We start from the raw sequence: 23,570 nt of genomic DNA on the forward strand, positions 1-23,570 counted from the left end.
TCAGGCTTTATATTTTACTAAGTACTTCACGTAAAATAGTGCTCGAAGTATGCGTAGTGTAAGGGAAATACATTATTTCAACTCCCCGCTTAGCAAAGTCTTCTTCTATTGCGTTCCACTTGTCAGTGCCTTTCCAATCGTCTCCGACAAACATTTTGTCAAATTTTAAATTATTCCACGCTTCTAGTTTGTCATAATTAACTTGAGGAACAACCTCATCCACAAACTTAATCGCTTCGACAATTTCTAGCCTTTCTTGAAAAGGGATTACCGGCTTTTTGTTTTTAACCGATATAGATAACTCATCGCTTGTTACCCCAACAATAAGGTAATCACACTCTAGCTTTGCGCGTTTAAGTACATTGAGATGACCAATATGAAACAGATCAAAAACCCCAGTGGTATAGCCTATTTTTTTCATTTCAAAACCTACGACTAAAAGTAACACCCTAATAATTTAGTACGTAGGATAACATAAGCATAAACATGAATAAAAATCAGGAACAAACCAATACAAACCTGCACTAAAGCTAACATAGTATAATTAACCTAAACTCTGGATAATAAATCTATCTTAAGCAGTTCTTTTTAGCGCTAACTGCGTTAAATTCACTTGCAATAGGCCAGCTATCAATGCGTAATTTCGCTTTATTTTCACTGAAACTTTCTGACTAGAGGAAATAAATTTAAATACCATTATGGTTAAATAAAGTTGTAAAAAGCCTGAATTTTATCCACGTTTAAAATGTAACTCTACTTTTTATACTTTACAGCTTTTCTAAAACGTATTCTGCGCGGCTTACTGCAAATTCTTTATCTTGTTCTACAAACAAACCGGTTACTACCGAGTTATCAACAATCATTGCGTAACGTGAAGAACGTACACCGCCAAAGCCAGCGGTGTCTTTATCAAGGCCTAATGCCTTAGTAAAGTTTGCATCACCATCGGCAAGCATGGCAATCTCTTGTGCGTTTTGTGAATCGCCCCATGCTTTCATAACAAATGCATCGTTAACTGACACACAGTAAATAGCGTCAATACCTTTTGCTTTAATTTTATCAGCGAGGGTAATAAATTCTGGTAAATGAGCATTTGAACAGGTTGGTGTAAACGCGCCTGGCACAGCAAACAGTACAACTTTTTTACCTTCAAATAACTCACTGTTCGTCAATGTTTGCATGCCGTCGTTAGTTAATTGCGTAAGTGTTACAGCCGGTAACGTTTGGCCTTGTTCAATCATAATAAATCCTTAAAAAAATATTGAAACGTAATGAATTTTTAGCTTATCGCTTAATGCGACTAACATACAGCTTTGTTTATTTTTTAAGGCCCAAGCTACCTTTTATTGTTTGCATTTGCTGCTGTAGCTGATTACGAATATCATCAACAAGTAAACTTGATTCACTCACTTGCCCTTTCATGCTTTGCATTGATTTACTAAAATTGTCGAGTAAGCTACTTTGTTGCTTTGCCAGTTCCATTGCCTCAAAAGCAACGCTGTTTGCACTTTGAGCATTACTAGCTACCCCTTCGGAGTTTAGTTTTAGCTCTTGAGCATTTTGTGTTTGCGACTGTGCACCGTTGGCCAATGCTGATATTTGCGTAGACACCACTCGCGAGTTTTCAGTTAACAAGCTTAGTTGATCGTTTATATCGCTAAGCGATCCTTGTGTTTGCCGCGCTAACTGCCTTACTTCATCAGCCACCACAGCAAAGCCACGTCCGTGCTCTCCTGCACGTGCTGATTCTATCGCTGCATTTAGGGCTAAAAGGTTAGTTTGATCGGCAATATTACGAATAACCTCAATAATTTTACCCACTCCATCAACACCTGTTAGTAACTCTTGTATGCTTTGCATTCCTTGTTCTACACGCACTTGCGTATCAGAACTGGCATCTAACATATTTGCTGAAAAGCCCAAACTTTGCTCCATTGCAGTAAATGTACTTTGTGCGTTATCGGCCACCTGTGCATTAATATCATTTACCTGCTCGCCAATACGTTGAATGTCGCTTAATAAGTTTTGGTTTTGTTCTACTTGCCCATGGCTAAGCGATGCTTGTTGACTAATAGTGTATAAGTTTTCGCTCATTTGCTGCATAAAACTGTTAACCACCTTTAGCATTTGTGCCCGCTCTTGCGCTTCAGTTCGCTGCCTATCGATGAGTTGATTAAAAACTGCGCAATCTCACCAATCTCAGTTTTTGAATTTTTACTTTCAATACTCTTAAGTTCATTACTTTCAATTAAAAAAGCAAAGCCATCTCGTAATTGCCTAAGCGGGTTTAATACTTGATTACGTTGTACAAAATAAACGCTCGCAGCCAATATAACCAACGTACCTATTGCAACACAAAATACCCAAATTACTTGCTGCTTTAAATTATCTTGCTCCGCCTTAAGCGCCTGCTCTGCATTAATAACCGTATTTGAAAGTGCACTAATTTGTGAGCGTAACGCATTAGAGCCATTTTCTCGTAACTGAGTTTGCTCAAGAGTACTTGCTAAATCACGCGGATAACGATTAGGCCAACTGACAAGCTCTGACTTTATTTCGTCGCCAAGGTCTTCGGCTTCTTCATCAATAAATAGAGCGTCTTCGTCAACGGCACTCATAACACCTAAATTAGGAAGCTGCTCAATAGCTTGTTGCTAATTTATTTAAATTTACGATGCTTTGTTGCAAGCTTTGTTCTGTGCTTTTATCGTACTGAACAATAAGTTGATAGGTAAATAAAGATAAATTAGTTACTTCAGTGTAATAATCACTCGCCAGAGAGTAATACATTAGCGCATGGTTATTTTGCTCAGGTGCTTTTTTAGCATAGCTAATTAATGTTGATGCTGAGCCTGCCATTTGCCTAAGCGCGCTATCAAGTAGTGCGGTTTCGTTACCCGAAAGCTTACCAAGTGCACGGTATTTGCCATTTATGTCATTGTTGAGGTTCGTTAATTGCTGTTCAAGCGTTGTGCTTAACTCACTTGGCAATATAGATAATTGATTAACTTTAACATTGTTAATTAAAGTAGAGGCTTGATTTAAATATTGGTTGTCACCTTGGTCTAAGTAACGCCCTAAATAACCGGCTAAATCAACTAAAATAGTATTTTTGAGTTGGCTGTATGCGGTATTTTGCTGCTCTAGCTTAAGTAAAGTTTGGCTTGCCCAAAATAAGGTAGAGCCTAATAAAATACTCGCCAAAGCCAATAATATAGCCAGTAACCGGGTGATAGATTACACGCGCATAAATATTAGCTCCAATAGTGAGTGCGCGCTTAGAGTATTAATTATTTATGACACTTTTATGTAAACCATCTTTAAAGGCCGAGTTATTCAACAATTTTTAATGTAACCAATACAAAAGAACTGCTTATAACAATATGATAAGGCTGCGCCTAATAACCATAAATACCCTCAATGATTGAAAGCTCAAAGCGGTAAACTTTTCGTTTAGCCTTTGCTTTTCTTCTTTCTTACTCAAGCGTTTATTGTTAACCTCGCATTTACGTTTTTACTTGAACTAATTTTGCTAACGGAATAATTATGCTAAAAAAAATATCGCTGCTCGTCGGGTTGGCAATCAGTGCAAATGCGATAGCTAAAGGTGGCGTATCTCCTTATTTACCTTTAAATCAAGCACCCGAACTTGAGCACCAAATACAACGTCTTTTAGCGGTTAGTAAAAATACGCATATAATGAGCAAGCCTTATAAAGCGCACGATATTTACAAGGTTTTGCAAACTGTAAGACACTCCTACCCTGAGCTTTACCAAACATTGTCGTATCAAATTAGTCCTTACGTGCAAAGCGATGCCGGCACTTTTGCCAAAGTAACACTCGCTGCGGGCACAAAAGATAAAACTCTTCCTAATCAACGCGGCCAAACCACTAAAACTAATTTAATAGTTGAAGGCGGTGCGTATGCTAATTTTGGCCGTTACTTTGGTGTAAGTGTTGCTGGTATAGCTAACGAAAACGAAATACTCCCAACACAAAGCTTTGTTTACCTTGGTTATAAATATGCTCAGCTAGATATTGGCTACCGCGAGCATTGGTACTCACCATTTAACGACAGCGCCATGTTGTTAAGCACACAAGCTAAAACCACGCCTTCTATCACGCTGAGCAATGTAGAGCCAATTACCAGCTTTAATATTCGTTATGATATGTTTATTAGTAAAATGACAGAGCAAAGCGGAATTCTCGAAAGCACAAAACAGAAAGGTGTTACTCGTGAGTACAAGCCAGGTAAACCGTATCTGTTTGGTTTACACATAAGCTTTGCAGCTACCGATAATTTAACCATTGGTTTAAGCCGTTTAATGCAATTTGGTGGCGGACCACGTAGCGTAACACTAAAAGATTTTGCCGAAGGATTTTTTACCCCTGGCAGTAAAGATAATATAACTACTTCTGATGCAGAAGAGGTCGATGCAAACTTTGAACTTGGGGATCAGCTAGGCTCTATAACATTTGCTTATAATAACAGTATTTATGCACTGCCTTATGAGCTATACGGTGAGGTAGCACTCGAAGATACATTAGGTGGCTCGCGTAATAACGCATATAGCTTTGGTATTTATTTACCTTTTATTGCTAACAACCACAGCTTACGCTTTGAGCATAGTAACTGGCAAAAAGGTTGGTACGCAAGCAGTATATACAAAGATGGCAACCGCAACTCAAGTAATGTTATAGGCCATTGGGCGGGTGATGATCACGACTATAGCGACTACACTCCAGCTAAAACTATGAGCGTAAATTGGCATTGGCAATTAAGTAAAATAGAAAGCTTAAATACCACCATTCGTATGCTTGAAAATAAAAACGAAGGCTATAAAACAAGTTACGAACTACAAACAGCGTACACGCGCAAGTTGAGTAAACCAATAATGGGCGCAAAAAGTTGGGGAGCTGAGCTGTATCAAGGAAAGGATGTATACGGGGAAACATTTGCTAGGTTAGCCTTATTTGCTAATTTTTAACACCTTGTAGGTGCGAATTTACATCCGCCCATGTAACGTGGCTTGAGTGTTTAAAAAGTGAGGTGTAAAACCTCACCTACAACATACGCCAAACCGTAGGTGCGAATTTACATCCGCCCATGTAACGTGGCTTTGGTGTTAAAAAGCGAGGTGTAAAACCTCACCTACAACATATGCCAAACCGTAGGTGCGAATTTACGTCCGCCCATGTAATGTGGCTTTAATGTTAAAAAGCGAGGTGTAAAACCTCACCTACAACATACGCCAAACCGTAGATGCGAATTTACGTCCTCTCATGTAACGTGGCTTGGGTGTTTAAAAAGCGAGGTGTAAAACCTCACCTACAACATATGCCAAACCGTAGGTGCGAATTTACGTCCGCCCATGTAACTAGATTATTAATTTTCTCCGTTCATAAGTATATTTAAATGCTGAGTAAACTCTTTTCCTAGCTTTGCGTCACGCATACCGTACTCAACAATCGCTTTTAAATAACCTAACTTATCGCCACAGTCGTGTGAGCGCCCGCTCATATGAAATGCTTCAACCGTTTCTTGTGTCATTAATGCATCAATAGCGTCAGTTAATTGAATTTCGTCGCCTGCGCCTACAGGTGTTTTAGCCAGTAATGGCCAAATATTTTTACTTAATACATAACGCCCAACTACCGCAAGGTTTGAAGGCGCTATATCTGCCGGCGGTTTTTCAACCATGGTTTTAATTGCTGCACTCATCCCTGGGGTAAGTTGCACGCCATTAATATCAGCAATCCCATACTTGCTTACATCTTCCTGTGCCACAGGTTCTAGCATAATCTGGCTTGCTTGAGTTTCGTTAAAGCGCTTGATCATCGCGGCTAAGTTTTCAGTTTTTTGATCCGCCGTGTAGGCATCGAGTATTACATCAGGGAGTAGCACAACAAAATCGTTATTACCTACAATTGGCTTTGCACATAAAATTGCATGCCCTAGCCCTTTAGCCTCACCTTGGCGTACACTCATAACCGTTACGTCTGTTGGGCAAATTGAGCGGATTTCGTCAAGCAGGGCGCGTTTAACGCGCTTTTCGAGAGTGGCTTCTAGCTCGTAGCTTGTATCAAAGTGGTTTTCAATCGCATTTTTTGAGCTGTGTGTAACTAACACTATATCCTTAATACCTGCGGCTACACATTCACTAACAATATATTGAATCAGAGGTTTATCAACTATTGGCAGCATTTCTTTAGGAATTGCTTTGGTCATTGGTAACATACGAGTGCCAAGGCCAGCAACAGGAATAACAGCTTTCATGGGTAATCCTTTATTTATAAATGAGTTGTTAGTAAATTAGCAGGTATAAAATAGATAAGGGCTGAATAAAACAAAATGAGTAAGGATTCATAATTACTAACTTGAAAGTGATTTTTGAATTAAATTTGTCTTGCAAAGAGGTTTATATAAAATAGGAGTATTATTTATTAGGCATGTATTTAAATTTAATTATATTAAAAGTTAAAGCGCAAGCTTTACCTAAAAACTATTAATTCCAAGCTAATTGGAGCTTTCACTTGGAATCAATTTTATTTTACGCCTTTATAGATTAATCGCTACCAAACAAATCTCGCGTATATACTTTATTTTTAATATCAATAAGTTCTGCAACCATGCGGTTAGATACAACAACGTCAGATATTTGTTTAAATTCACTTAAATCTTTAATAACACGAGAGTTAAAAAATTCACTTTCTTGTAATACAGGCTCGTAAACTACAACCTCAATACCTTTAGCCTTAATACGCTTCATAATGCCTTGAATCGATGAAGCTCTAAAGTTATCAGACCCTGTTTTCATGACTAAGCGATACACACCAACCACTTTAGGGTTACGTTTAATTATTGAGTCGGCAATAAAGTCTTTGCGTGTCGTGTTCGCATCAACAATGGCACCAATAATGTTGTTTGGTACATTTGCATAGTTTGCACGTAGTTGCTTTGTATCTTTTGGTAAGCAGTAACCACCGTAACCAAACGAAGGATTATTATAATGGTTGCCGATACGTGGGTCTAAACTAACACCTTGAATAATTTGTTTACTGTTTAAACCATGTGCTTCAGCGTAGCTGTCTAGCTCATTAAAATAAGCCACACGCATTGCCAAATAGGTATTTGAAAATAACTTAATAGCTTCGGCTTCAGTTGAATCAGTAAACAACACTTCAATATCTTTTTTTATAGCGCCTTGCTGAAGTAAGTTAGCAAACACGCTTGCGCGCTCACTTTGCTCACCCACTACAATACGCGATGGGTATAGGTTATCGTGCAGTGCTTTACCTTCGCGCAAAAATTCTGGCGAAAATATTAAATTATCAACACCTAACTTATCTTTAATACCATGAGTAAACCCTACAGGCACTGTAGACTTAATTATCATTACAGCAGTTTTATTGTGCGCCATTGCATCTTTAATCACAGCTTCTACTGAGCTAGTATTAAAGTAGTTATTCTCGACATCGTAATCGGTAGGTGTTGCAATAATTACAAAATCTGCATTTTTATATGCCTCTACTTTGTTGGTAGTGGCTGTGAAATTTAAGTCACTACGTGTTAAAAACTCACTAATTTCGGTATCAACAATAGGCGATTTTTTATTATTTAATAGTGCTATTTTTTGCTCATCAATATCTAGCGCCACCACTTCATTGTGCTGTGCTAATAGCATAGCGTTAGAAAGCCCTACATAACCCGTGCCTACTACAGCAACTTTCATATTAATCCTTTAAGATTATTCATAATTAATAAGTAATTCTATCAGAGCCACAGCCCAATACGAATAATTAAAAACTATAAACTAGAAAATGCAAAATAGAAGCCTGCTAGTATTAGCCTGTATGTAGATTGGCTTTATTAAGCATGTATACAGTTAACTCTTTAAATTAACTATATTATCTAACTTGTTAACTTTAATTGATTTTTCAGATTTTGCATTCCAAACTAAATCGCATATGCCATCAGTTGGATTAAAACCTGTTGGCGCATCTAACAATAATTGGCGAATTGTTTCGTGATCAAAATTATGGCATGCAATATCTAATGCTTCTATAAATACATTAAGCTCAGCTAATGGCAGCATTACTTCATTGGCGGTCATTATGCGCTCATGGGTTGTTTCTCCCACGTTATCGCCAATTAATAGTTCTTCATAAAGCTTTTCGCCTGGGCGCAGGCCTGTGCACTTTATTTCAATGTCGCCATGTGGATTAGTGTCACTTTTAACCTCAAAGCCAGAAAGGCGCACCATTTTTGTAGCAAGGTCTTTAATTTTAACAGAGTCGCCCATATCGAGTACAAATACGTCGCCTCCTTTTCCCATTGCGCCAGCTTGTATTACTAATTGGGCGGCTTCTGGTATGGTCATAAAAAAACGAGTTATGTCGGGGTGAGTCAATGTTATTGGCCCACCTTCTTTAATTTGCCTGCGAAATAATGGTACAACCGAGCCACTAGAACCTAGTACATTACCAAAGCGGACCATACAAAAACGTGTTTTATGCTTAACGCCTTGTTCTTGCGCTAACCCTTGTAAAACAAGTTCTGCCATACGCTTAGTTGCGCCCATAACATTAGTTGGCCGTACCGCTTTGTCGGTAGAAATAAGTACAAAATTTTCAACTTTAGCATTTACAGCAGCTTTTGCGGAGTAATAAGTACCAAATACATTATTGCGAACACCTTCCACCACGTTATGCTCAACTAAAGGCACATGCTTATAGGCTGCGGCATGGTAAACTGTTTGAACTCCAAAGGCTTTCATTACCGTTTCAAGGCGGTTAATTCGCTGCACAGAGCCCATAATAGGTATTAGTTCTAGTTCTAGGGCATTATTGCAAATGTATTCGTTGAGCTCTTTTTCAATTGAATATAAGGCAAATTCACTTTGCTCAAATAAAATTAATTTAGTTGGTTTTTGCTTAACTATTTGCCTACAAAGCTCCGACCCAATAGAGCCACCTGCGCCAGTCACCATAACCACTTTTTTAGCTATATTGGCGGTCATTAAATCAATTTTTGGTGATACAGGGTCTCGGCCTAATAAATCTTCAACGCCGACATCTGTAATTTCGGCAAGTTTAGCCTTACCTTCAACTATATCGGTCATACCGGGGATTGAAAGTACCTTAATTGTTAATGGCTCTAATTGGGCGAGTATTTCTTTTCGGCGGGCACGGGTAGCACTCGGTAATGCTAGTAATACCTTACTAACTTTACGTTTAGTACTTAGCTCATAAATGCCTTTAAACGCAATAACAGGTACTCCCTGAATTATTGAACCATGCTTTGTTACATCATCGTCAATAAATGCACTAACAAAATACTCAGGGCCAGCGCCTAAAGCAGTGGCTAACTGACGCCCAGCAGCGCCCGCACCATAAATAATAATGGACTCTTTTTTACTTGTGGTCATTTTACCAATAATTGCACGTACCAATACACGTGCCCCACCCACTGTTAGTAAACACAGCCAAGCAAATATAAACGGCATAGTACGTGGTATATTTATACCCATAAAAAAAGCAATTAACACTAGGCTAACTGTTGTTATTACTGTACCTAGTACGATTGCCCAAATGGCTTGAGAGTTCATGTACCTAAGCACAGCTCGGTACAAACCTAAACTTATAAACGTATATAAACTAACCGGTGTTAGTAGCGCTAAAAGGAGCCAATTATCTAAACGTTGCAGTGGTTCAAAGCTATCAAGCCTAACAATAAGAGCCAACCAAAAAGCAATTACAATAAATAACGTATCGATGAACAAAGTAATAATGCGTTTTTTAGCGCGTGAAGCATTTAAAATAGAGTGTATAAAACTATCCACTGACAGTTCCTTTTATAATTAGGTTTCTACAAACAATAGTTATCACGAGTACTTTTTAGCGATTAGCCAAAACAATATATAACATAAAGAGCAGTGAACAAGAGTAAATCAAAGGTCGCTAAAACTCTATACTGCTTTCATTTTTAAAGCGTAGCGACCTCTTTACCTATTTATGGGCATTTTATTTAACTAATTATATACAAACCTATTTTGTAGCGAGACTAAAGACATCTTTAATAACTTGGATTGTTTTGGCTATTTCGGTTTCAGTCAGCGTTGGATGCACTAAAAACATCAGTGATGTTTCGCCTAGCTTAACTGCATTAGGCAAGCGTTTTTCTGGGCGCCATGGTGTGTTGTCAAACGCTTTTTCAAGATAAACCTCAGAACAACTGCCTTGAAAACACGGTACGCCGCGCTCCACAATCGCATTAACTATACGGTCACGATCCCAACCTTCTGCTAATTGCTCAGGCTTAATAAACATATAATGCTTATATTCTGCGTGCTCGCTGTGCTCTGGCACTGTAACTAAACGCACACAACTAAAGTCGCTTGCAGCACGATCGAGCAACGCACCATGTGCTTGGCGTTTTGCAGTCCAGTTGCTCATACGCGTTAATTGAATGCGACCAAGTACAGCTTGCATTTCGGTCATACGCCAATTGGTACCAAAGCTCTCATGTAGCCATCTAAAACCTGGTGGATGCTCTCTATTATAAATAGCATCAAAGCTTTTCCCGTGATCTTTATAGCTCCACATGGTTGACCATAACTCTTTTGAGTTAGTTGTTACCATGCCGCCCTCGCCGCCGGTTGTCATTATTTTATCTTGGCAAAAGCTCCACGCGCCAACATGCCCAATACTGCCTACTGAGCGGCCTTTATATTTGGCGCCATGCGCTTGGGCACAGTCTTCAATCACATAAAAGCCATGCTCTTTACTCAGCGCCATTATTTCATCCATTTCCGCTGGCATACCCGCTAAATGAACAACAATAACTGCTTTAGTTTTTGGTGTAAGTACTGCTTTTATAGATTCTGCGGTAATAGCTTGACTATTTAGATCGACATCAGAAAATACGGGGACAGCACCAGATGTAACAATACTTGAAGCAGATGCTAAAAATGTACGAGGCGTAGTTATTACTTCATCGTCAGCGCCTACATCTAAGGCTTTAAGTGCTAAATCAAGTGCTAAAGTGCCATTACCAAGCGCTATGGCATATTCACTATCAGCCCAAGTAGCAAATTCTTTTTCAAATTCACGGCCTTCTGTACCTGTCCAGTAATTAACTTTATTAGATAGAACAACGCGGCTTACAGCATCGGCCTCTTGTTGTGTAAAGCTAGGCCAAGGAGAAAAAGGGGTATTTAACATGATGTTCCTATTAATTTTGTATAGAAATAGAGTCTTATTTATTGCGGCGCTGCAGGAGAGCCAAATGCAGTTATATTATTAGGTAAGTTTTTTACAACAGTACTACCTGCACCAATCATACAGTTATCACCAATTACTATTAATTGTTTAATTTGGCTACCAATACCAACCCAACTTTTACAACCAATAACAACCCCTCCCGCCAATGCAGTGTTAGGGCATATATGAGTAAAGTCACCAATAATACAGTCGTGCTCAATAATAGCAGAAGTGTTAACTATGCAGCCAACGCCTATATTGGCAAATGCATTAATAATAGCACCTGCAAAAACAACACTTCCTTGCGCTATAGTAGCGTATTGGCTTATAACTGCTGTAGGGTGGATTAGTGTGATTAAATTAAAACTATTTTGTTTTAATAGCTCTATTTTTTGCTGACGTATTTGGTTATTACCAATAGCGACAATCGCATTATTAATGCGTTTATTATCCATATTATTTAAAGCTATTAAGTCAGCGCAAGAGCCATATATTGGCCAGTGTTCAATATGTGTTTTACTTGGGTAGGCATCATCATAAAATTTAACTATAAAACCAAGCTGCTCGGCAATATCAGCAACTACCTTGCCGTGCCCACTAGCCCCAACTATAGCTAATTTTTTAGTCATTTTTAGAGCCTTTAAATGGCTCAATGGTTACATGGCCATCAGCGCTAATGCCTTCGCGTACAAACACTTTTTTTACGGTAAGTAATAAAATTTTAATATCGAGTAAAAAGCTTTGGTTATCGACATACCACACATCCAGCTTAAACTTTTGCTCCCAGCTAATAGCATTACGCCCATTTACTTGAGCCCAACCAGTTATACCTGGGCGTACATTATGCCTGCGTGCTTGCTCGCTGCTGTATAGCGGTAAATATTGCACAAGTAATGGCCTTGGCCCTACTAAGCTCATATCGCCTTTTAATACATTAAATAAACCAGGTAGCTCATCTAAACTAGTCGAGCGTAAAAAAGCACCAAATGGAGCCATCCGCTCATCATCCGGCAGTAAATTACCTTGCTTGTCTTTAGCATCCAGCATGGTTCTAAACTTCATCATTTTAAAAACGTTACCATTTAAGCCTGGGCGGTCTTGGGTAAATAAAATAGGTGAGCCCAACTTAAGCCTAATTAATACGGCTACAACCATTATTACGGGTAATAAAATAAGTAATGCGAATAGAGCAACTAAAAAATCAAAAGCGCGTTTAATCATTTATAGCTTCCATTAGTGTTTTTTCTATTCTGGTGGCCATAATATCCCTTGAAAAATGTTCGTAGGAAAGTATCTTACAGCTTTCTATTGCTTTGGAGTATTGGCTTTCATCATTTAAAAAACACGAAATACTTAAAGCAGCTTGTTCGTAATCACTACTGTCAATAACTAAGCCGCAACGGTGCTTATTAATAAAATCTTTTTGCCACCCCCCGTAATTAATCGCTATGGGGGTTTGCGATGCTAGTGCATCAAATAATTTATTCGCAGAGTTATGCCACATCTCTTTTATCGAACCAAATAAAGACAACGATAAGTCAGCGGCCGATAGCAAGCCAACAATCTCTGTTTTAGGTACTGGGGATAATATGTAAAGATTATTGTTTAAAACTTCAGCTTTTATGGCATCATCAATCACTTGCTGCTTTTCCATACCATCTCCAATTGCAACAAAACATAAATTTGGGTCAAGTTTCTGGGCCGCTTTAGCAAGTTTAACAATATAGCCTACCTTATTAATCAAACCAAAAGTTCCGGTATAAACTATAAGCTTACGGCCATTTACAAACTTTAATTTAGATTTCAAGTAATCTTTTCCTACACTGATATCTACATCAAATAAGTCTGTATCGCAACTATTTGTAGCAAGTGTTACATTCGCTGCAGGAATGCCATGCCTTATTATGCCATCACACATACCTGGAGACAGCCCAATAAGTCGTTTGGAGTTTCTATAAGTATATCTTTCAAGCCATTGAGCAAATTTTATTACCCATTTGTTTTTTATTACACCGGTTGCTATTGGCAGCTCAGGCCAGAGATCCCGAACTTCAAATACTAAAGGTACTTTTTTAAATTTGGAATAAATCAAACCAGGTATCGCAATGGTTAATGGTGTGCTAGTAGCAAACACTACATCGGCCTTGATAGAGAGCGACTTAAATGTAGAGCGAATTGAAAAGCTGATAAATTTAAAAATACGTTTTAAAAAACTATCTTTGTTTGAATAATTAAGATGGAGAACATGTAAATTTATGCCATCAATTTCTATAAAATTCCAGCCATTACCTAATTGATAGCTATCAGGAAAATAGGCAGAGCTAGTTACAAAAGTAACATGGTGCCCATTTTTTATTAATCTTTTAGCCATTTCATAGGAGCGCGTACCAGCATTTGATTCTGGTGTAGCAAAATACTGATGTAGATAGATTACTTTCATTAATTCTTCACTTTTTTTCTTTGGTATTGTCACTGATAATAGGGTCAAAAATATCAATCAGTTTTTTAACACCTAAACTACTAAGGTGGTTAGAATCAGAATAAAATGATCCATTTTCATCTGCAAAGTAACAATTCGATTTATCACAAAAATACTTATGTGGAAGAATATAATTCCCCCCCATGTTCCTTAAGAAATAATCTATTATATCACCATATTTAGCATAGAATTCCTCGACTTCTCTTGAACGCTTTAAAGATGTTCCATAAAACATCAAGCTCCGACTAGCTTTGGATGCAAATTCATAACCAGGAATATCTAAAGGACCTAATAGATAAACATTTTTTCCTTTTTTATTGAAACTATCAATCAGTAATTTTAGCTCCCTCTTTCTTAAGCTAAAGTCACTATCTATAAAATTATAGCCAGCTTGGTCCACTAAATGATCAAAATGCCAAGTCAAAGCTAAAATAACTGTTTTAATCTTTTTATCCTCAAGCACACTGTGATAGTTTCTTTGTGCTAAATTTAAACATTCTGAACTAATATTATAATTAATTGTTGGTAAACAACCACTAAGTGGAATTAGTAGCCCTCTCTTATTAGAACTGGTAAGTGATTTTTCGAATGCAGGTGCATACATCTGGGCATGTGAATTACCGACCAAAGCAACAGTAAATTCTTTACTTACATCCTCACCAAAAGCACAAGCACGAGTTCCATTATAACTTCGATATTGGTCGATTGAGCACCTGTAATGAGTGCCTATATTCTCGGACAGTTTGTTTACCATATCTGAGTGCCTTTCCGGAAATCCCTTATAGTAGAGAGCAATAGAAGAGAACAAAATAAGACAAAAAGAAGATGAAACAACAATCATATAAGTTTTTTTACTAGAAGAAGCTTGCCTCAAAGGCTCCTCAATATATCTCCATGAAAGAGTCGATAAGATCAAAGTAAATAGTAAAGAAAGCAGAAGTATAAACGTGCTAGGAGTGTCAAGCCAAACATAATTAACAAATACGACGACGGGCCAGTGCCACAAGTAGAGAGAAAATGATATTTTACCTACAAATCGCATACTATTAAGTGACAATATTTTATTAATTAACAACGTTTTCAAATGGCTTTGGCATAGGAACATACATGCTCCGATTGTTAGTAATGTGGCATCAGGAAAGGTTACAGGCACATATATAAAATTAACTAAAACTAATGTGATGCCGATAAGAGAAAGTGCTCTCGAATAAATTTGGGGCTGTCTTGAAAGCTCAAAAGTTGCAAACATAGCTCCACATGCAAATTGCCAAGCTCTGGCTGGCGTTAAAAAAAACGCGGGGTTGCTACCACCTATTGATAATAAGTATATATTTAAAAAAAATGATAAGAGTATTAATATGCTAAAAATAAAATATATTAATGATTTACTTCGTGAGTATTTATATAAACAATAAAAGAATAAAGGAAAGAGAAAATAAAATTGCTCTTCAACACTCAATGACCATATATGTAACAGCGGCTTCAGAGTGTCATTAAAACCAAAATAACCTCCGGTCCTCCAGAAATAAATATTCGCACTAAAACCTATTGATGAAAGAAGGCTTTCAGCATATCGCATTAAGTCAGGTGCTGTCATTAACAATAGCGCCATTATAGACGTAGTAACTAAAACTGCTAACGTAGCAGGTAAAATTCTTCGTACCCTACTGAGGTAAAAATCTTTGAATAAAAACCTCTCTTCCAGTATTTTTTTATGGATAATTTTGGAGATTAAAAAACCTGAAATCACAAAAAACAGGTCCACTCCTAAATATCCATTAGGTATAACTGTTGGAAAAAAGTGAAAGACTATTACTAAACTAACAGCAATGGCTCGCAGTCCATCAATAGATTTAATATATAACAAATGTAACCTCTTAGTTTAATGAAGAACTATAGTGTTGTACAAAACGAAAATAAAATAAAAAGAAAATAACCGTAAACGTAAATGGGTCCAACACATAAAAAAAGTTTAATGGTGCTTCAAGAAAGAACAAAAGCATGACCGTCACAGAAAAACCTGATAAGAACCCTATATTGACCTTTTTGGCAAGCGTACTAGCTATTAACTTTGCTCCATAACTAAGATACAAGCAAATGACTATGATACCGACTGGAAAAAAAGGAAAATAAAGCATAGATGCTAAGATTCCAGGAGAAGCCCCCGCACGTTCAGGGTTACCTATAAAAACTCTAGTCTGGTTATATTTGTTGATTACGTTTATTTCATCATTTGTGAGTGGTAAACCAAAAAGTAAAGAAAACCTTTTATTGATTGTATCAACTACACTCTTTGTAAAATCAAAGTTATGGTTTACATTGAATATATCGTTCAGTATCGTCAGTAATGAGGTGAAGGACGATGATATTCTTGGCAGTATAGAACCTAAATAATTATGTAATACATTTAGAAACTCTAAAGAGTATATTTTTTCACTACCGACCTTATTAGCTAAGCCAATAACGACAGCAACCAGCATAGTAATAATTAGCAATGCAAATAGCCCTATACCTTTCAGTGAAATTAACCCTAAAAAATTAACCCTAAATAAGTTAGGTCGTGTAAATAGTAAAATTACAATTAACAAATGTAAAATTTGCATAGATGAGGTTAGGCTGAAGAGCATAGAAAAGAAGATAATAATTAAATTCCTTTTAGTTTCAGCAGTTAAATAACCGTAATTACAAGCTTCAATAACATATGAAACAATTATTACGGAAACCATAGGCTTAACTATCCATAAGGCAGACACCAGTATTCCTGATTCCGAAATTCGACTCGAATGCCTAAAGTCACTAGAAAAATTGATAGTAAAGTACAGAGAAAGCAATAAAAATATACACGATAAAGTTATATCGACATTTTTTTTGAATCTAATTGAAGCTTTATTAAAATTCAACCCTGGAGAGTGGTGTACAAAAGAAGAAACCACAAAAAAAACAAGACAAAAAAATAAAAAGAAGCAAAAGAAGCTAATGTAATTATAATCGCTTAATCTATAATATTGGTTAAACTCTTCAATATAGAAATAACTAAATACAACTCCAGGAAAATACATTAAAAATATAAATAGAACAATATATAAGAGGAGCTTATTCACTTAACTTTCCTAATGATGCGCGCGGGTACTCCACCATATACTGTATCACTAGATAGATCCTTAGTAACCACACTGTTAGCACCTACAACGACATTATCTCCTATATTGACACTTGGACATATGAAACAATTTGAGCCTATCAGAACGTTATTCCCTATAGTAACATCACCAACATATAACTTCTTAACACCTGTAGATACTAGCTCACTGGCAATAAATGAAGAAGTATATATTTTAACGTTATGAGCTATTGATACATTAGAACCAATAGTTAAATGACTACCTTCAACTACATTTATATAAGAATAAAAGCTGATATAACTATTTTCACCGACAGTGATTTTACCATCACCTGAAATCCGAATTAGATATCCGTTAAATTTAAAGCTTTTAATTAAGTTATATTTTTTATAGTAGCCACGATAAACCACAATTTTAAATAACGCGTTTAATAATCTATAAAACATCTTTATGCTCTCCATACATTCTCTTATTAACGAAGAGAACTAAATAAAGTAATTGAAATGAAAAGCCAAACAAAACAGATAACGATACATTATCGACAGGGCTAGCAACTCCAAAACTAGAGCATAAGACCATAACCGTAATGCCTAATGCTGTTGCAGTAAACACTTCTTTATTATTTCTATAGTACATCATAAAGCCCACGTAATACTTACTAACACCATATATACAATAACCTAAAGACACTTTTATTAAAGTATATAAATAGCTGTCACTCATAAAACCGTACACACTCAAGTAAAGTAAAAATTGAGTACTAATAATAATACTAGTCAAAATAAAAAACACTGGTAGAACCCTTCGCTGAGTACTCAAAAAAAATGCTCTAGAATCATAATGTTTTAATTCTGGCAATTTTTTTACAAGATACCCTCCCCAAGCAGAAGCAAAATTATTGACTAGAAAAAGAGTGGTTGAGCATACAACAACTATTGAGGAGTAAATCCCCATTTCCTTATCCGAGACTAGCTCTTTTAGAATGATCTTATCGCCCACAACCATAAATGACATCAGTACGCTCCCAAATACAACTGGATAACCATAGCGAATTAACTCTCTGATATTATTCATAGACTTGATATAAAGCTTTAAAGATAGTTTTATATTAAAGGTTCTTATTAAAATAATTAAAGATGAAGTTCCGACTATAAGTGTTCCTATAGTATGACTGTAGATTACTGCTTCAAGACTATTATATGTGTAGTAGGCGCACACTTGTAATATGCTAACTAGAACTACAAACCCTATAAATAGATTAGAATATACTTTAAACCTTTGTTCAACCCTTAAAATTGAAACTAAGATCATAACTATACTGTAAAAAAAGGCGCTTATCGGGGCTAAGTACCCCAACGTAAATAAAGGAGTAAAGAGGAGAGACTTAATATACATAAAAGCTAAAACCATCATCATAATACAAGGCATTATTAAAAAGACCGATGTAGTCAACATAGCTTTGTACTCGCGTAAATTTGTATTAAACCTAAATACTGTTGCAGCAGCAACTGCACCAAATGGTATTAAATTTAGAAGTATAAGGTATATACTCAGCCAGTATGTGTATAAACCATATTGTTCTGATGTCATAAAAAAAGAAAACGCGATAGAAACACCTAGGTTTAACAAACCGGTTACACCACTAACTAACGCAACAGACCTCAATATCTTAAGGAAATTCATTTTTTATTTTGTCTCAATTTTTCGAAGTGAAGTGGAATACTCCCACTCCAAAAATAGCAGAATAGTACATAACGACAACCTTCTGATATAGGCTTTCCTCTATGTATACCTTTAGTATCTGAAAACGCTACAGCCCCTTCTTTTGCTGTAAATTCTGTTATTTCTTTTGATCTTTTCTTTAAATATTTCTCAATTTCTTTTTCTGTAAAACGATATTGCCCAGTTTTAAATACACCTAAAAGATATGCGATAAACACATCTAATTTACAGTGAGATCCTTTAATATATTGAAATGGCCCATGATTAGTATCGACATCACTTAAATAACAAACAGCTTTAAATTGATGTCTTATTGGGGAGTCTCTATGCCATCCTCCTCCAGAGCCTAAGTTGCCTTTTTTTTCGTCAATTCGTGCAGCGAGCAACATACCACTAGGTTCTGAACAACCTGTGTAATTTAATAACCCCTCTCTTATTTGCGGATGCTCGTAAAACTTGTTGAATTCATCATCAATCTCGTTGATAAAATACACTCTATGATCCGCCCCTGAGTCATCAACCCACAAATTTGTGTTTTCACTCTCTATGTAGTGGTCTATTTTGTCACGGAGCTTCATACATTCTTCTTTAGTATAAAAGCCGTCGATTTTTACGAAACCTGTTTCTTTTAAAATTGCATTAATATTATTATTTTCTGCACGGCTAAATAGAAGCTTAAAACTTCTTATAAGCGACTCTACTAACTCTTTAATAAAGATGACCAGTACTCTCATATAAATAACCTTTAAATTACTTTATAAATTGGGAAATACGTTTAGAGTCTATAATATTATATAAATTCTCTATAGATGCTTTGCGTTGTATCAACTTACTATCTGGAATTCTATAAGTATATATGGGAGCATCGTATATTTTATTCATACTAAACACAGCTGTAGAAAGAGTATGCGAAATGCTTAAAGGGTAGATTTTAGCTTCTAAAGATATTAGCTCTATTGGTAAGTTTAATTTTAAAACACTAATAGGTAAAGTATTTTTTATAGCTTCTATCTCAATTTTACTTTCACCACGGTGAGGAATATATACATATTCATCTGCATCAATATATTTAATAATTGCACTTAATGCTGTTATATAAGTTTCCCTATCACAAATTCCCTCATCAACAAATTTAGCCCCAACAATGACATGCTTTTTACTTAGTACTTTTTCTTCACTAACTAAAAGTCTTGTATTTTTAAAGTCGTTGCAGATTTTGTTTTTTACGTATTCTGGAAAAATCGTAAACCTTTTAAAGCATTTATTGATAAAAGTGTTATTTATTGTAGCCACACCATCATCGAGAAGGATGAATTTTTTCCTACTAAATATCCGCTTTAAAATTTTAAAAAGAACTGAGTTAGCATCGCCTACAACAGTTGTACCTTTAAATAAACTTACAATAATAAATAAGCCATAATAATATAACTTTTGGTATAAATTCACGATTGTAATTAATTTCGTGTTTTGGATATCCAGTAAATTGATTAAGTTTATTAATTGGTTGTCATTGGACTCCTTGCCATTTAGCCGCACATAAATTTTAGAAAAATTGTGGCCTAATTTACTTAGCTCATAGCTCTGTAATAATTGAAAAGGAGAGTCTACGTAAGCAATCATGCAAACATATCTCTCGATACCGCTGTACCAGCCTGTAAATCTACGCTGGCTTTTTTACCTAATACATCGTTCAAATGCTTAGGGGCTAAACCATAGCCAGGTCTAATACTTTTTACATTTTCATGAGTAAACAACTCACCTTCTGCAACATCCTTCACCACGTAAAGTGAGCGTCTGAATATAGCATTTCCTTTCTCACTCTCTTTGCGCTCGTAATTTACTTTACCAACCGCTTCCCATGCTATTTTAGAGTCTCTACATAACTGTAATAACTCTGGCTTTTCTAATGAGAAACTATCATCCGGTCCACCGCCATCCCTATTAAGCGTGACATGCTTTTCTATTAAGCATGCGCCTAATGCCACTGATGTAATAGCCGTTGTATTATCGATAGTATGGTCTGAAAGACCCGTTAATACATCAAAACGAGTGGCCATATCCGCAACAGTCGCCAGATTATAATCTCCTGAGGGCGCTGGGTAACCACTCACACAATGCAGTACAACAAGCTCTTCACACCCTGCATTTCTGGCAGTTTCTACTGCTTCACGAATTTCTTCCTCGTTAGCCATGCCTGTTGATATAATCATTGGCTTACCTGTTTTAGCAACGTACTCTATTAATGGTAAGTCAATAACTTCAAACGATGCTATTTTATAAGCAGGTGCACCAAGTTCTTCGAGTAAATCAACAGCAGTAAAGTCAAACGGCGAGCTAAAAATAGTAATACCTAACTCTTTGGCTTTTTCAAATAAAGGTTTGTGCCATTCCCACGGCATGTGTGCTTCTTCATATAAGTCATACAGTGTTTTACCGTCCCATAACCCACCTTTAATTAAAAATTCAGGGTTATCGCTTTTCATTGTTATGGTATCAGGACGATAAGTTTGCAGCTTCATTGCATCTGCACCACACTCTTTTGCCATTTCCATTATTTTGTAGGCATTTTCGATATCACCGTTATGATTCGCTGACATTTCAGCAATGATATACGGCGCATAGTCAGGGCCAATTTTTCTGTTATCGATGGTAATAAATTTATTCATAAATCCCTCACTCTACAGGTTGTCGAGTAAATTGCTCTTCATTAATTCGTTGGTAGCCAGCTCGGCTAAACAAAACTTGTGATGCTGTATTTTCTTTTAATACAACAGCATGTATTATTTTTTTAGGATGTAATATATCTATTTGTTTTAAAGCGAGTTTCGCAACCCCTTTACCAAAGTACTCTGATGCTATAAAAATGGAAATAGTATACGTATTTGCAGCGGTCATATCTAACCTAACCACTCCTACAGGAATCCCTTTTTCATCTTTTCGATTGGTTAGCTCAATGACATAAAAGTAGTCATTTTTACTTGCTAGTTTTTTAGTCATCCAAGCACGATGTTCAGCTAAACTCGGAACGTCTTTATTAAGTGCATAACGTCGTGTTTCGGGTTTACATTGCCAAGCGTGCACCTGTTCAACATCAAGCTTTGTCGCTAACCTTAAGGTTAGTGAACCGCTAAATAATTGAGTAATATGCTTCATGATTCGCTTAACACCTTGCCCATCACATAACTGCAGGTTTATTGTTCGCATTTTTGAATAGTCTGCAATTAACCGCTCATACGCCTTCATAAGCGTTGTACTAACCGCCTCTAACTCAACGCTAATTGCAGCACCAACAGCTTCTAAGTTTTTACAAATAGTTTGCTGGTTATCAGCTAGTGCAATAACAATACTCGGTAACCCGACACAAGCACGCTCCCATGACGTTGAGCCTGGCGCTCCTATGGCAATATCATGCTCACACATTAGAGCAGCCATATCGTCTACAAAATCAATGTGAGTCAACCATACACTATACTCCACAGCAAACTCTGTAACACTTTTGTAATGAGGTGCTCTTGCGCTAAGCAATACAGTTGTTATAGGCGGGTTAACGCTCTCTTTTAAAACTTTAAGTACTTGTAAACTTGCATTGGGGGCGTCTATGCCTCCCATTGACAATAATACACGAGGTCTATTTTTTAATGTACTTACTGCTGCCAACTGCGACAAATGGCGAGATGAAAAATGAGTGTTTATAATCGCGTATTGCGTACCTGTTAAGGCGGTGGTCTTAGGGTTTAATAAATGATATTCGCTTGGCTCTCTAAGCAATGTTTGATCTATAATCAAGTCTGCAGCGTGATCTCTTACTAAATCGTCAATTGCAATAATTTTACAGTTATACGCTTCTTTTACTACCTTATGCCACTGTGCACCAATACCATAGTGGTCTGTAATGACTAAATCAGGACTATCAAATGCAGTAGCGCATTCTTGGGCATCATCACACTCGCTAACTTGCAACCAAGCTGCATAATCCGCAGTCGAGGTTGGTACTAACCAATCTGCAGGTTGCTGTAATTCATAAATAGAGAAACCACGCTGCTTTATAAATGTGACTAAATCTCCGTTTTGCGGACGAGTTGCGAATACAACTTTATGACCATCTAGTTTTAGCCTATCTGCCAATACCAAACAGCGCATTATATGTCCGCTACCTATATGAGATGAAGCATCAGCACGCATGATAATATTCATTACCATGCAGTCCAGCCACCATCTACTTTAAGGTTTGTTCCGTTTACAAATGAACTTGCACTACTGGCCAAAAAAACTACTGGCCCTTTCATTTCATGTGACTTACCAACTCTAGCCATAGGTACTTTAGCCGCTAATTTAGAAATAAACTCTGGAGAGTTCTGTGTATTTGGAAATGGACCTGGGGAAATACAATTGAAACGAATACCTTCATGGCCGAACTCACAAGCTCCATATTTAGACCATTGTATTAAAGCAGCTTTTGCAGCACCATAAAATGGTGGATTAGAAGAAAGTGGATTTTTGTACATACCTAAATCAGGACTTACTGTTCCGTACATGGAAGAAATATTTATAATAGAGGAATAACCTATACTATGAACCGATTTCCTTAAAAGAGGCAGGCTAGCTTGAAATATATTATTAGCAGAGCTTACAACCAAGTGATAGCTATTTGCAAAATCAAGCTCATTCGAGTGCTCTATAGTACCACCTTTTCCATTGTAAGCATTGTTAACTATTATTGATAATTCACCTTTGTATTGCTCAAAAAAGGTTTTGATAGATTTACGATCAGAGATATCAAAACAAGCAGGTTCTGCATGTAATCCCATAAGTTTTATGAGATTAGAAAGCTCTGTAGCTTTCTTAAGGTCTCGTGAGTTAACAAGTACATGAGCCCCTGCTTCTGCAAGTCCTATCGAAATATCTTTCCCTAGGTAACCTGTAGCACCTGTAACTAATACTGTCATTTTTTTTAAATCAAATGCATTAGGATTTCGAGTCATAA

At 36.7% G+C, this 23,570-nt stretch carries 22 protein-coding genes; 1 reads left to right on the forward strand and 21 read right to left on the reverse strand.

Annotated features, from left to right (window positions below; genetic code table 11):
* Positions 1-7 precede the first annotated feature (7 nt).
* The 5 genes from D172_RS15230 to D172_RS21960 all read right to left on the reverse strand — a co-directional run bounded on the left by D172_RS15230 (position 8) and on the right by D172_RS21960 (position 3,204).
* A complete protein-coding gene (locus tag D172_RS15230; RefSeq protein WP_007376768.1) occupies positions 8-421 on the reverse strand; it encodes an adenylyltransferase/cytidyltransferase family protein in 414 nt (137 codons plus the stop codon).
* Positions 422-767: 346 nt separating this feature from the next.
* Positions 768-1,241 carry a peroxiredoxin gene (locus tag D172_RS15235; RefSeq protein WP_007376767.1) on the reverse strand — a complete coding sequence of 158 codons (474 nt, stop codon included), beginning with the start codon at positions 1,239-1,241 and terminating at the stop codon, positions 768-770.
* A 76-nt stretch (positions 1,242-1,317) separates the two neighbouring features.
* Positions 1,318-2,127 (reverse strand): methyl-accepting chemotaxis protein, encoded by an 810-nt coding sequence (locus tag D172_RS21950; RefSeq protein WP_420713795.1) that lies wholly within the window; start codon positions 2,125-2,127, stop codon positions 1,318-1,320.
* Positions 2,121-2,618: a hypothetical protein gene (locus D172_RS21955; protein ID WP_007376765.1), complete on the reverse strand. Its 498-nt coding sequence runs from the start codon at positions 2,616-2,618 to the stop codon at positions 2,121-2,123. Before D172_RS21955 ends, D172_RS21950 begins: the two co-directional genes overlap by 7 nt.
* Positions 2,619-2,640: 22 nt before the next feature.
* Positions 2,641-3,204, reverse strand: a complete 564-nt coding sequence (locus D172_RS21960) for a hypothetical protein (RefSeq protein WP_237113680.1) — start codon at positions 3,202-3,204, stop codon at positions 2,641-2,643.
* Positions 3,205-3,546: 342 nt separating this feature from the next.
* Between D172_RS21960 and D172_RS15245 the strand changes: the two genes are divergently transcribed.
* On the forward strand, positions 3,547-4,989 hold the full coding sequence (locus D172_RS15245) for a capsule assembly Wzi family protein (RefSeq protein ID WP_007376763.1): 1,443 nt from the start codon (positions 3,547-3,549) through the stop codon (positions 4,987-4,989).
* Between the two features lie 398 nt (positions 4,990-5,387).
* On the opposite strand, the gene galU is transcribed toward D172_RS15245, so the two are convergent.
* The 16 genes from galU to D172_RS15325 all read right to left on the reverse strand — a co-directional run bounded on the left by galU (position 5,388) and on the right by D172_RS15325 (position 23,568).
* Positions 5,388-6,278 (reverse strand): UTP--glucose-1-phosphate uridylyltransferase GalU, encoded by an 891-nt coding sequence (galU, locus tag D172_RS15250; protein ID WP_007376762.1) that lies wholly within the window; start codon positions 6,276-6,278, stop codon positions 5,388-5,390.
* Between the two features lie 289 nt (positions 6,279-6,567).
* On the reverse strand, positions 6,568-7,734 hold the full coding sequence (locus D172_RS15255; RefSeq protein ID WP_007376761.1) for a nucleotide sugar dehydrogenase: 1,167 nt from the start codon (positions 7,732-7,734) through the stop codon (positions 6,568-6,570).
* A 153-nt stretch (positions 7,735-7,887) separates the two neighbouring features.
* Complete coding sequence (locus tag D172_RS15260; RefSeq protein ID WP_007376760.1) at positions 7,888-9,843, reverse strand: polysaccharide biosynthesis protein; 1,956 nt, start codon at positions 9,841-9,843, stop codon at positions 7,888-7,890.
* A 205-nt stretch (positions 9,844-10,048) separates the two neighbouring features.
* The gene (locus D172_RS15265; protein ID WP_007376759.1) at positions 10,049-11,224 is read right to left on the reverse strand and encodes a DegT/DnrJ/EryC1/StrS family aminotransferase; all 1,176 of its coding nucleotides are present in this window, start codon (positions 11,222-11,224) and stop codon (positions 10,049-10,051) included.
* A gap of 38 nt (positions 11,225-11,262) precedes the next feature.
* Positions 11,263-11,892 (reverse strand): acetyltransferase, encoded by a 630-nt coding sequence (locus D172_RS15270; protein ID WP_007376758.1) that lies wholly within the window; start codon positions 11,890-11,892, stop codon positions 11,263-11,265.
* Complete coding sequence (locus D172_RS15275) at positions 11,885-12,484, reverse strand: sugar transferase (RefSeq protein WP_007376757.1); 600 nt, start codon at positions 12,482-12,484, stop codon at positions 11,885-11,887. Before D172_RS15275 ends, D172_RS15270 begins: the two co-directional genes overlap by 8 nt.
* Entirely contained in the window at positions 12,477-13,703 is a 1,227-nt protein-coding gene (locus D172_RS15280; RefSeq protein ID WP_007376756.1) for a glycosyltransferase family 4 protein, read from the reverse strand. Before D172_RS15280 ends, D172_RS15275 begins: the two co-directional genes overlap by 8 nt.
* A 7-nt stretch (positions 13,704-13,710) precedes the next feature.
* Positions 13,711-15,609, reverse strand: coding sequence for an acyltransferase family protein (locus tag D172_RS15285; RefSeq protein WP_007376755.1), 1,899 nt, complete (start codon positions 15,607-15,609; stop codon positions 13,711-13,713).
* 10 nt (positions 15,610-15,619) lie between these two features.
* Positions 15,620-16,495, reverse strand: coding sequence for a hypothetical protein (locus D172_RS15290; protein WP_033023502.1), 876 nt, complete (start codon positions 16,493-16,495; stop codon positions 15,620-15,622).
* A gap of 344 nt (positions 16,496-16,839) precedes the next feature.
* Complete coding sequence (locus tag D172_RS15295) at positions 16,840-17,310, reverse strand: acyltransferase (RefSeq protein WP_083503355.1); 471 nt, start codon at positions 17,308-17,310, stop codon at positions 16,840-16,842.
* Positions 17,300-18,547 carry an oligosaccharide flippase family protein gene (locus D172_RS15300; RefSeq protein WP_007376752.1) on the reverse strand — a complete coding sequence of 416 codons (1,248 nt, stop codon included), beginning with the start codon at positions 18,545-18,547 and terminating at the stop codon, positions 17,300-17,302. The genes D172_RS15295 and D172_RS15300 overlap by 11 nt, the downstream gene beginning before the upstream one ends.
* Positions 18,544-19,320 carry a phytanoyl-CoA dioxygenase family protein gene (locus D172_RS15305; RefSeq protein ID WP_007376751.1) on the reverse strand — a complete coding sequence of 259 codons (777 nt, stop codon included), beginning with the start codon at positions 19,318-19,320 and terminating at the stop codon, positions 18,544-18,546. The genes D172_RS15300 and D172_RS15305 overlap by 4 nt, the downstream gene beginning before the upstream one ends.
* 16 nt (positions 19,321-19,336) lie before the next feature.
* Complete coding sequence (locus tag D172_RS15310; protein WP_007376750.1) at positions 19,337-20,206, reverse strand: hypothetical protein; 870 nt, start codon at positions 20,204-20,206, stop codon at positions 19,337-19,339.
* On the reverse strand, positions 20,203-21,252 hold the full coding sequence (gene pseI / locus D172_RS15315) for a pseudaminic acid synthase (RefSeq protein WP_007376749.1): 1,050 nt from the start codon (positions 21,250-21,252) through the stop codon (positions 20,203-20,205). The genes D172_RS15310 and pseI overlap by 4 nt, the downstream gene beginning before the upstream one ends.
* A 7-nt stretch (positions 21,253-21,259) precedes the next feature.
* Positions 21,260-22,780 carry a UDP-2,4-diacetamido-2,4,6-trideoxy-beta-L-altropyranose hydrolase gene (gene pseG / locus D172_RS15320; RefSeq protein WP_033023530.1) on the reverse strand — a complete coding sequence of 507 codons (1,521 nt, stop codon included), beginning with the start codon at positions 22,778-22,780 and terminating at the stop codon, positions 21,260-21,262.
* Complete coding sequence (locus D172_RS15325; RefSeq protein WP_007376747.1) at positions 22,780-23,568, reverse strand: SDR family NAD(P)-dependent oxidoreductase; 789 nt, start codon at positions 23,566-23,568, stop codon at positions 22,780-22,782. The genes pseG and D172_RS15325 overlap by 1 nt, the downstream gene beginning before the upstream one ends.
* Between the last annotated feature and the right edge of the window lie 2 nt (positions 23,569-23,570).

Origin of the sequence: Pseudoalteromonas sp. Bsw20308 (genome assembly GCF_000310105.2) — a bacterium.
In the GTDB taxonomy this organism is placed as follows: Bacteria; Pseudomonadota; Gammaproteobacteria; order Enterobacterales; family Alteromonadaceae; genus Pseudoalteromonas; species Pseudoalteromonas fuliginea.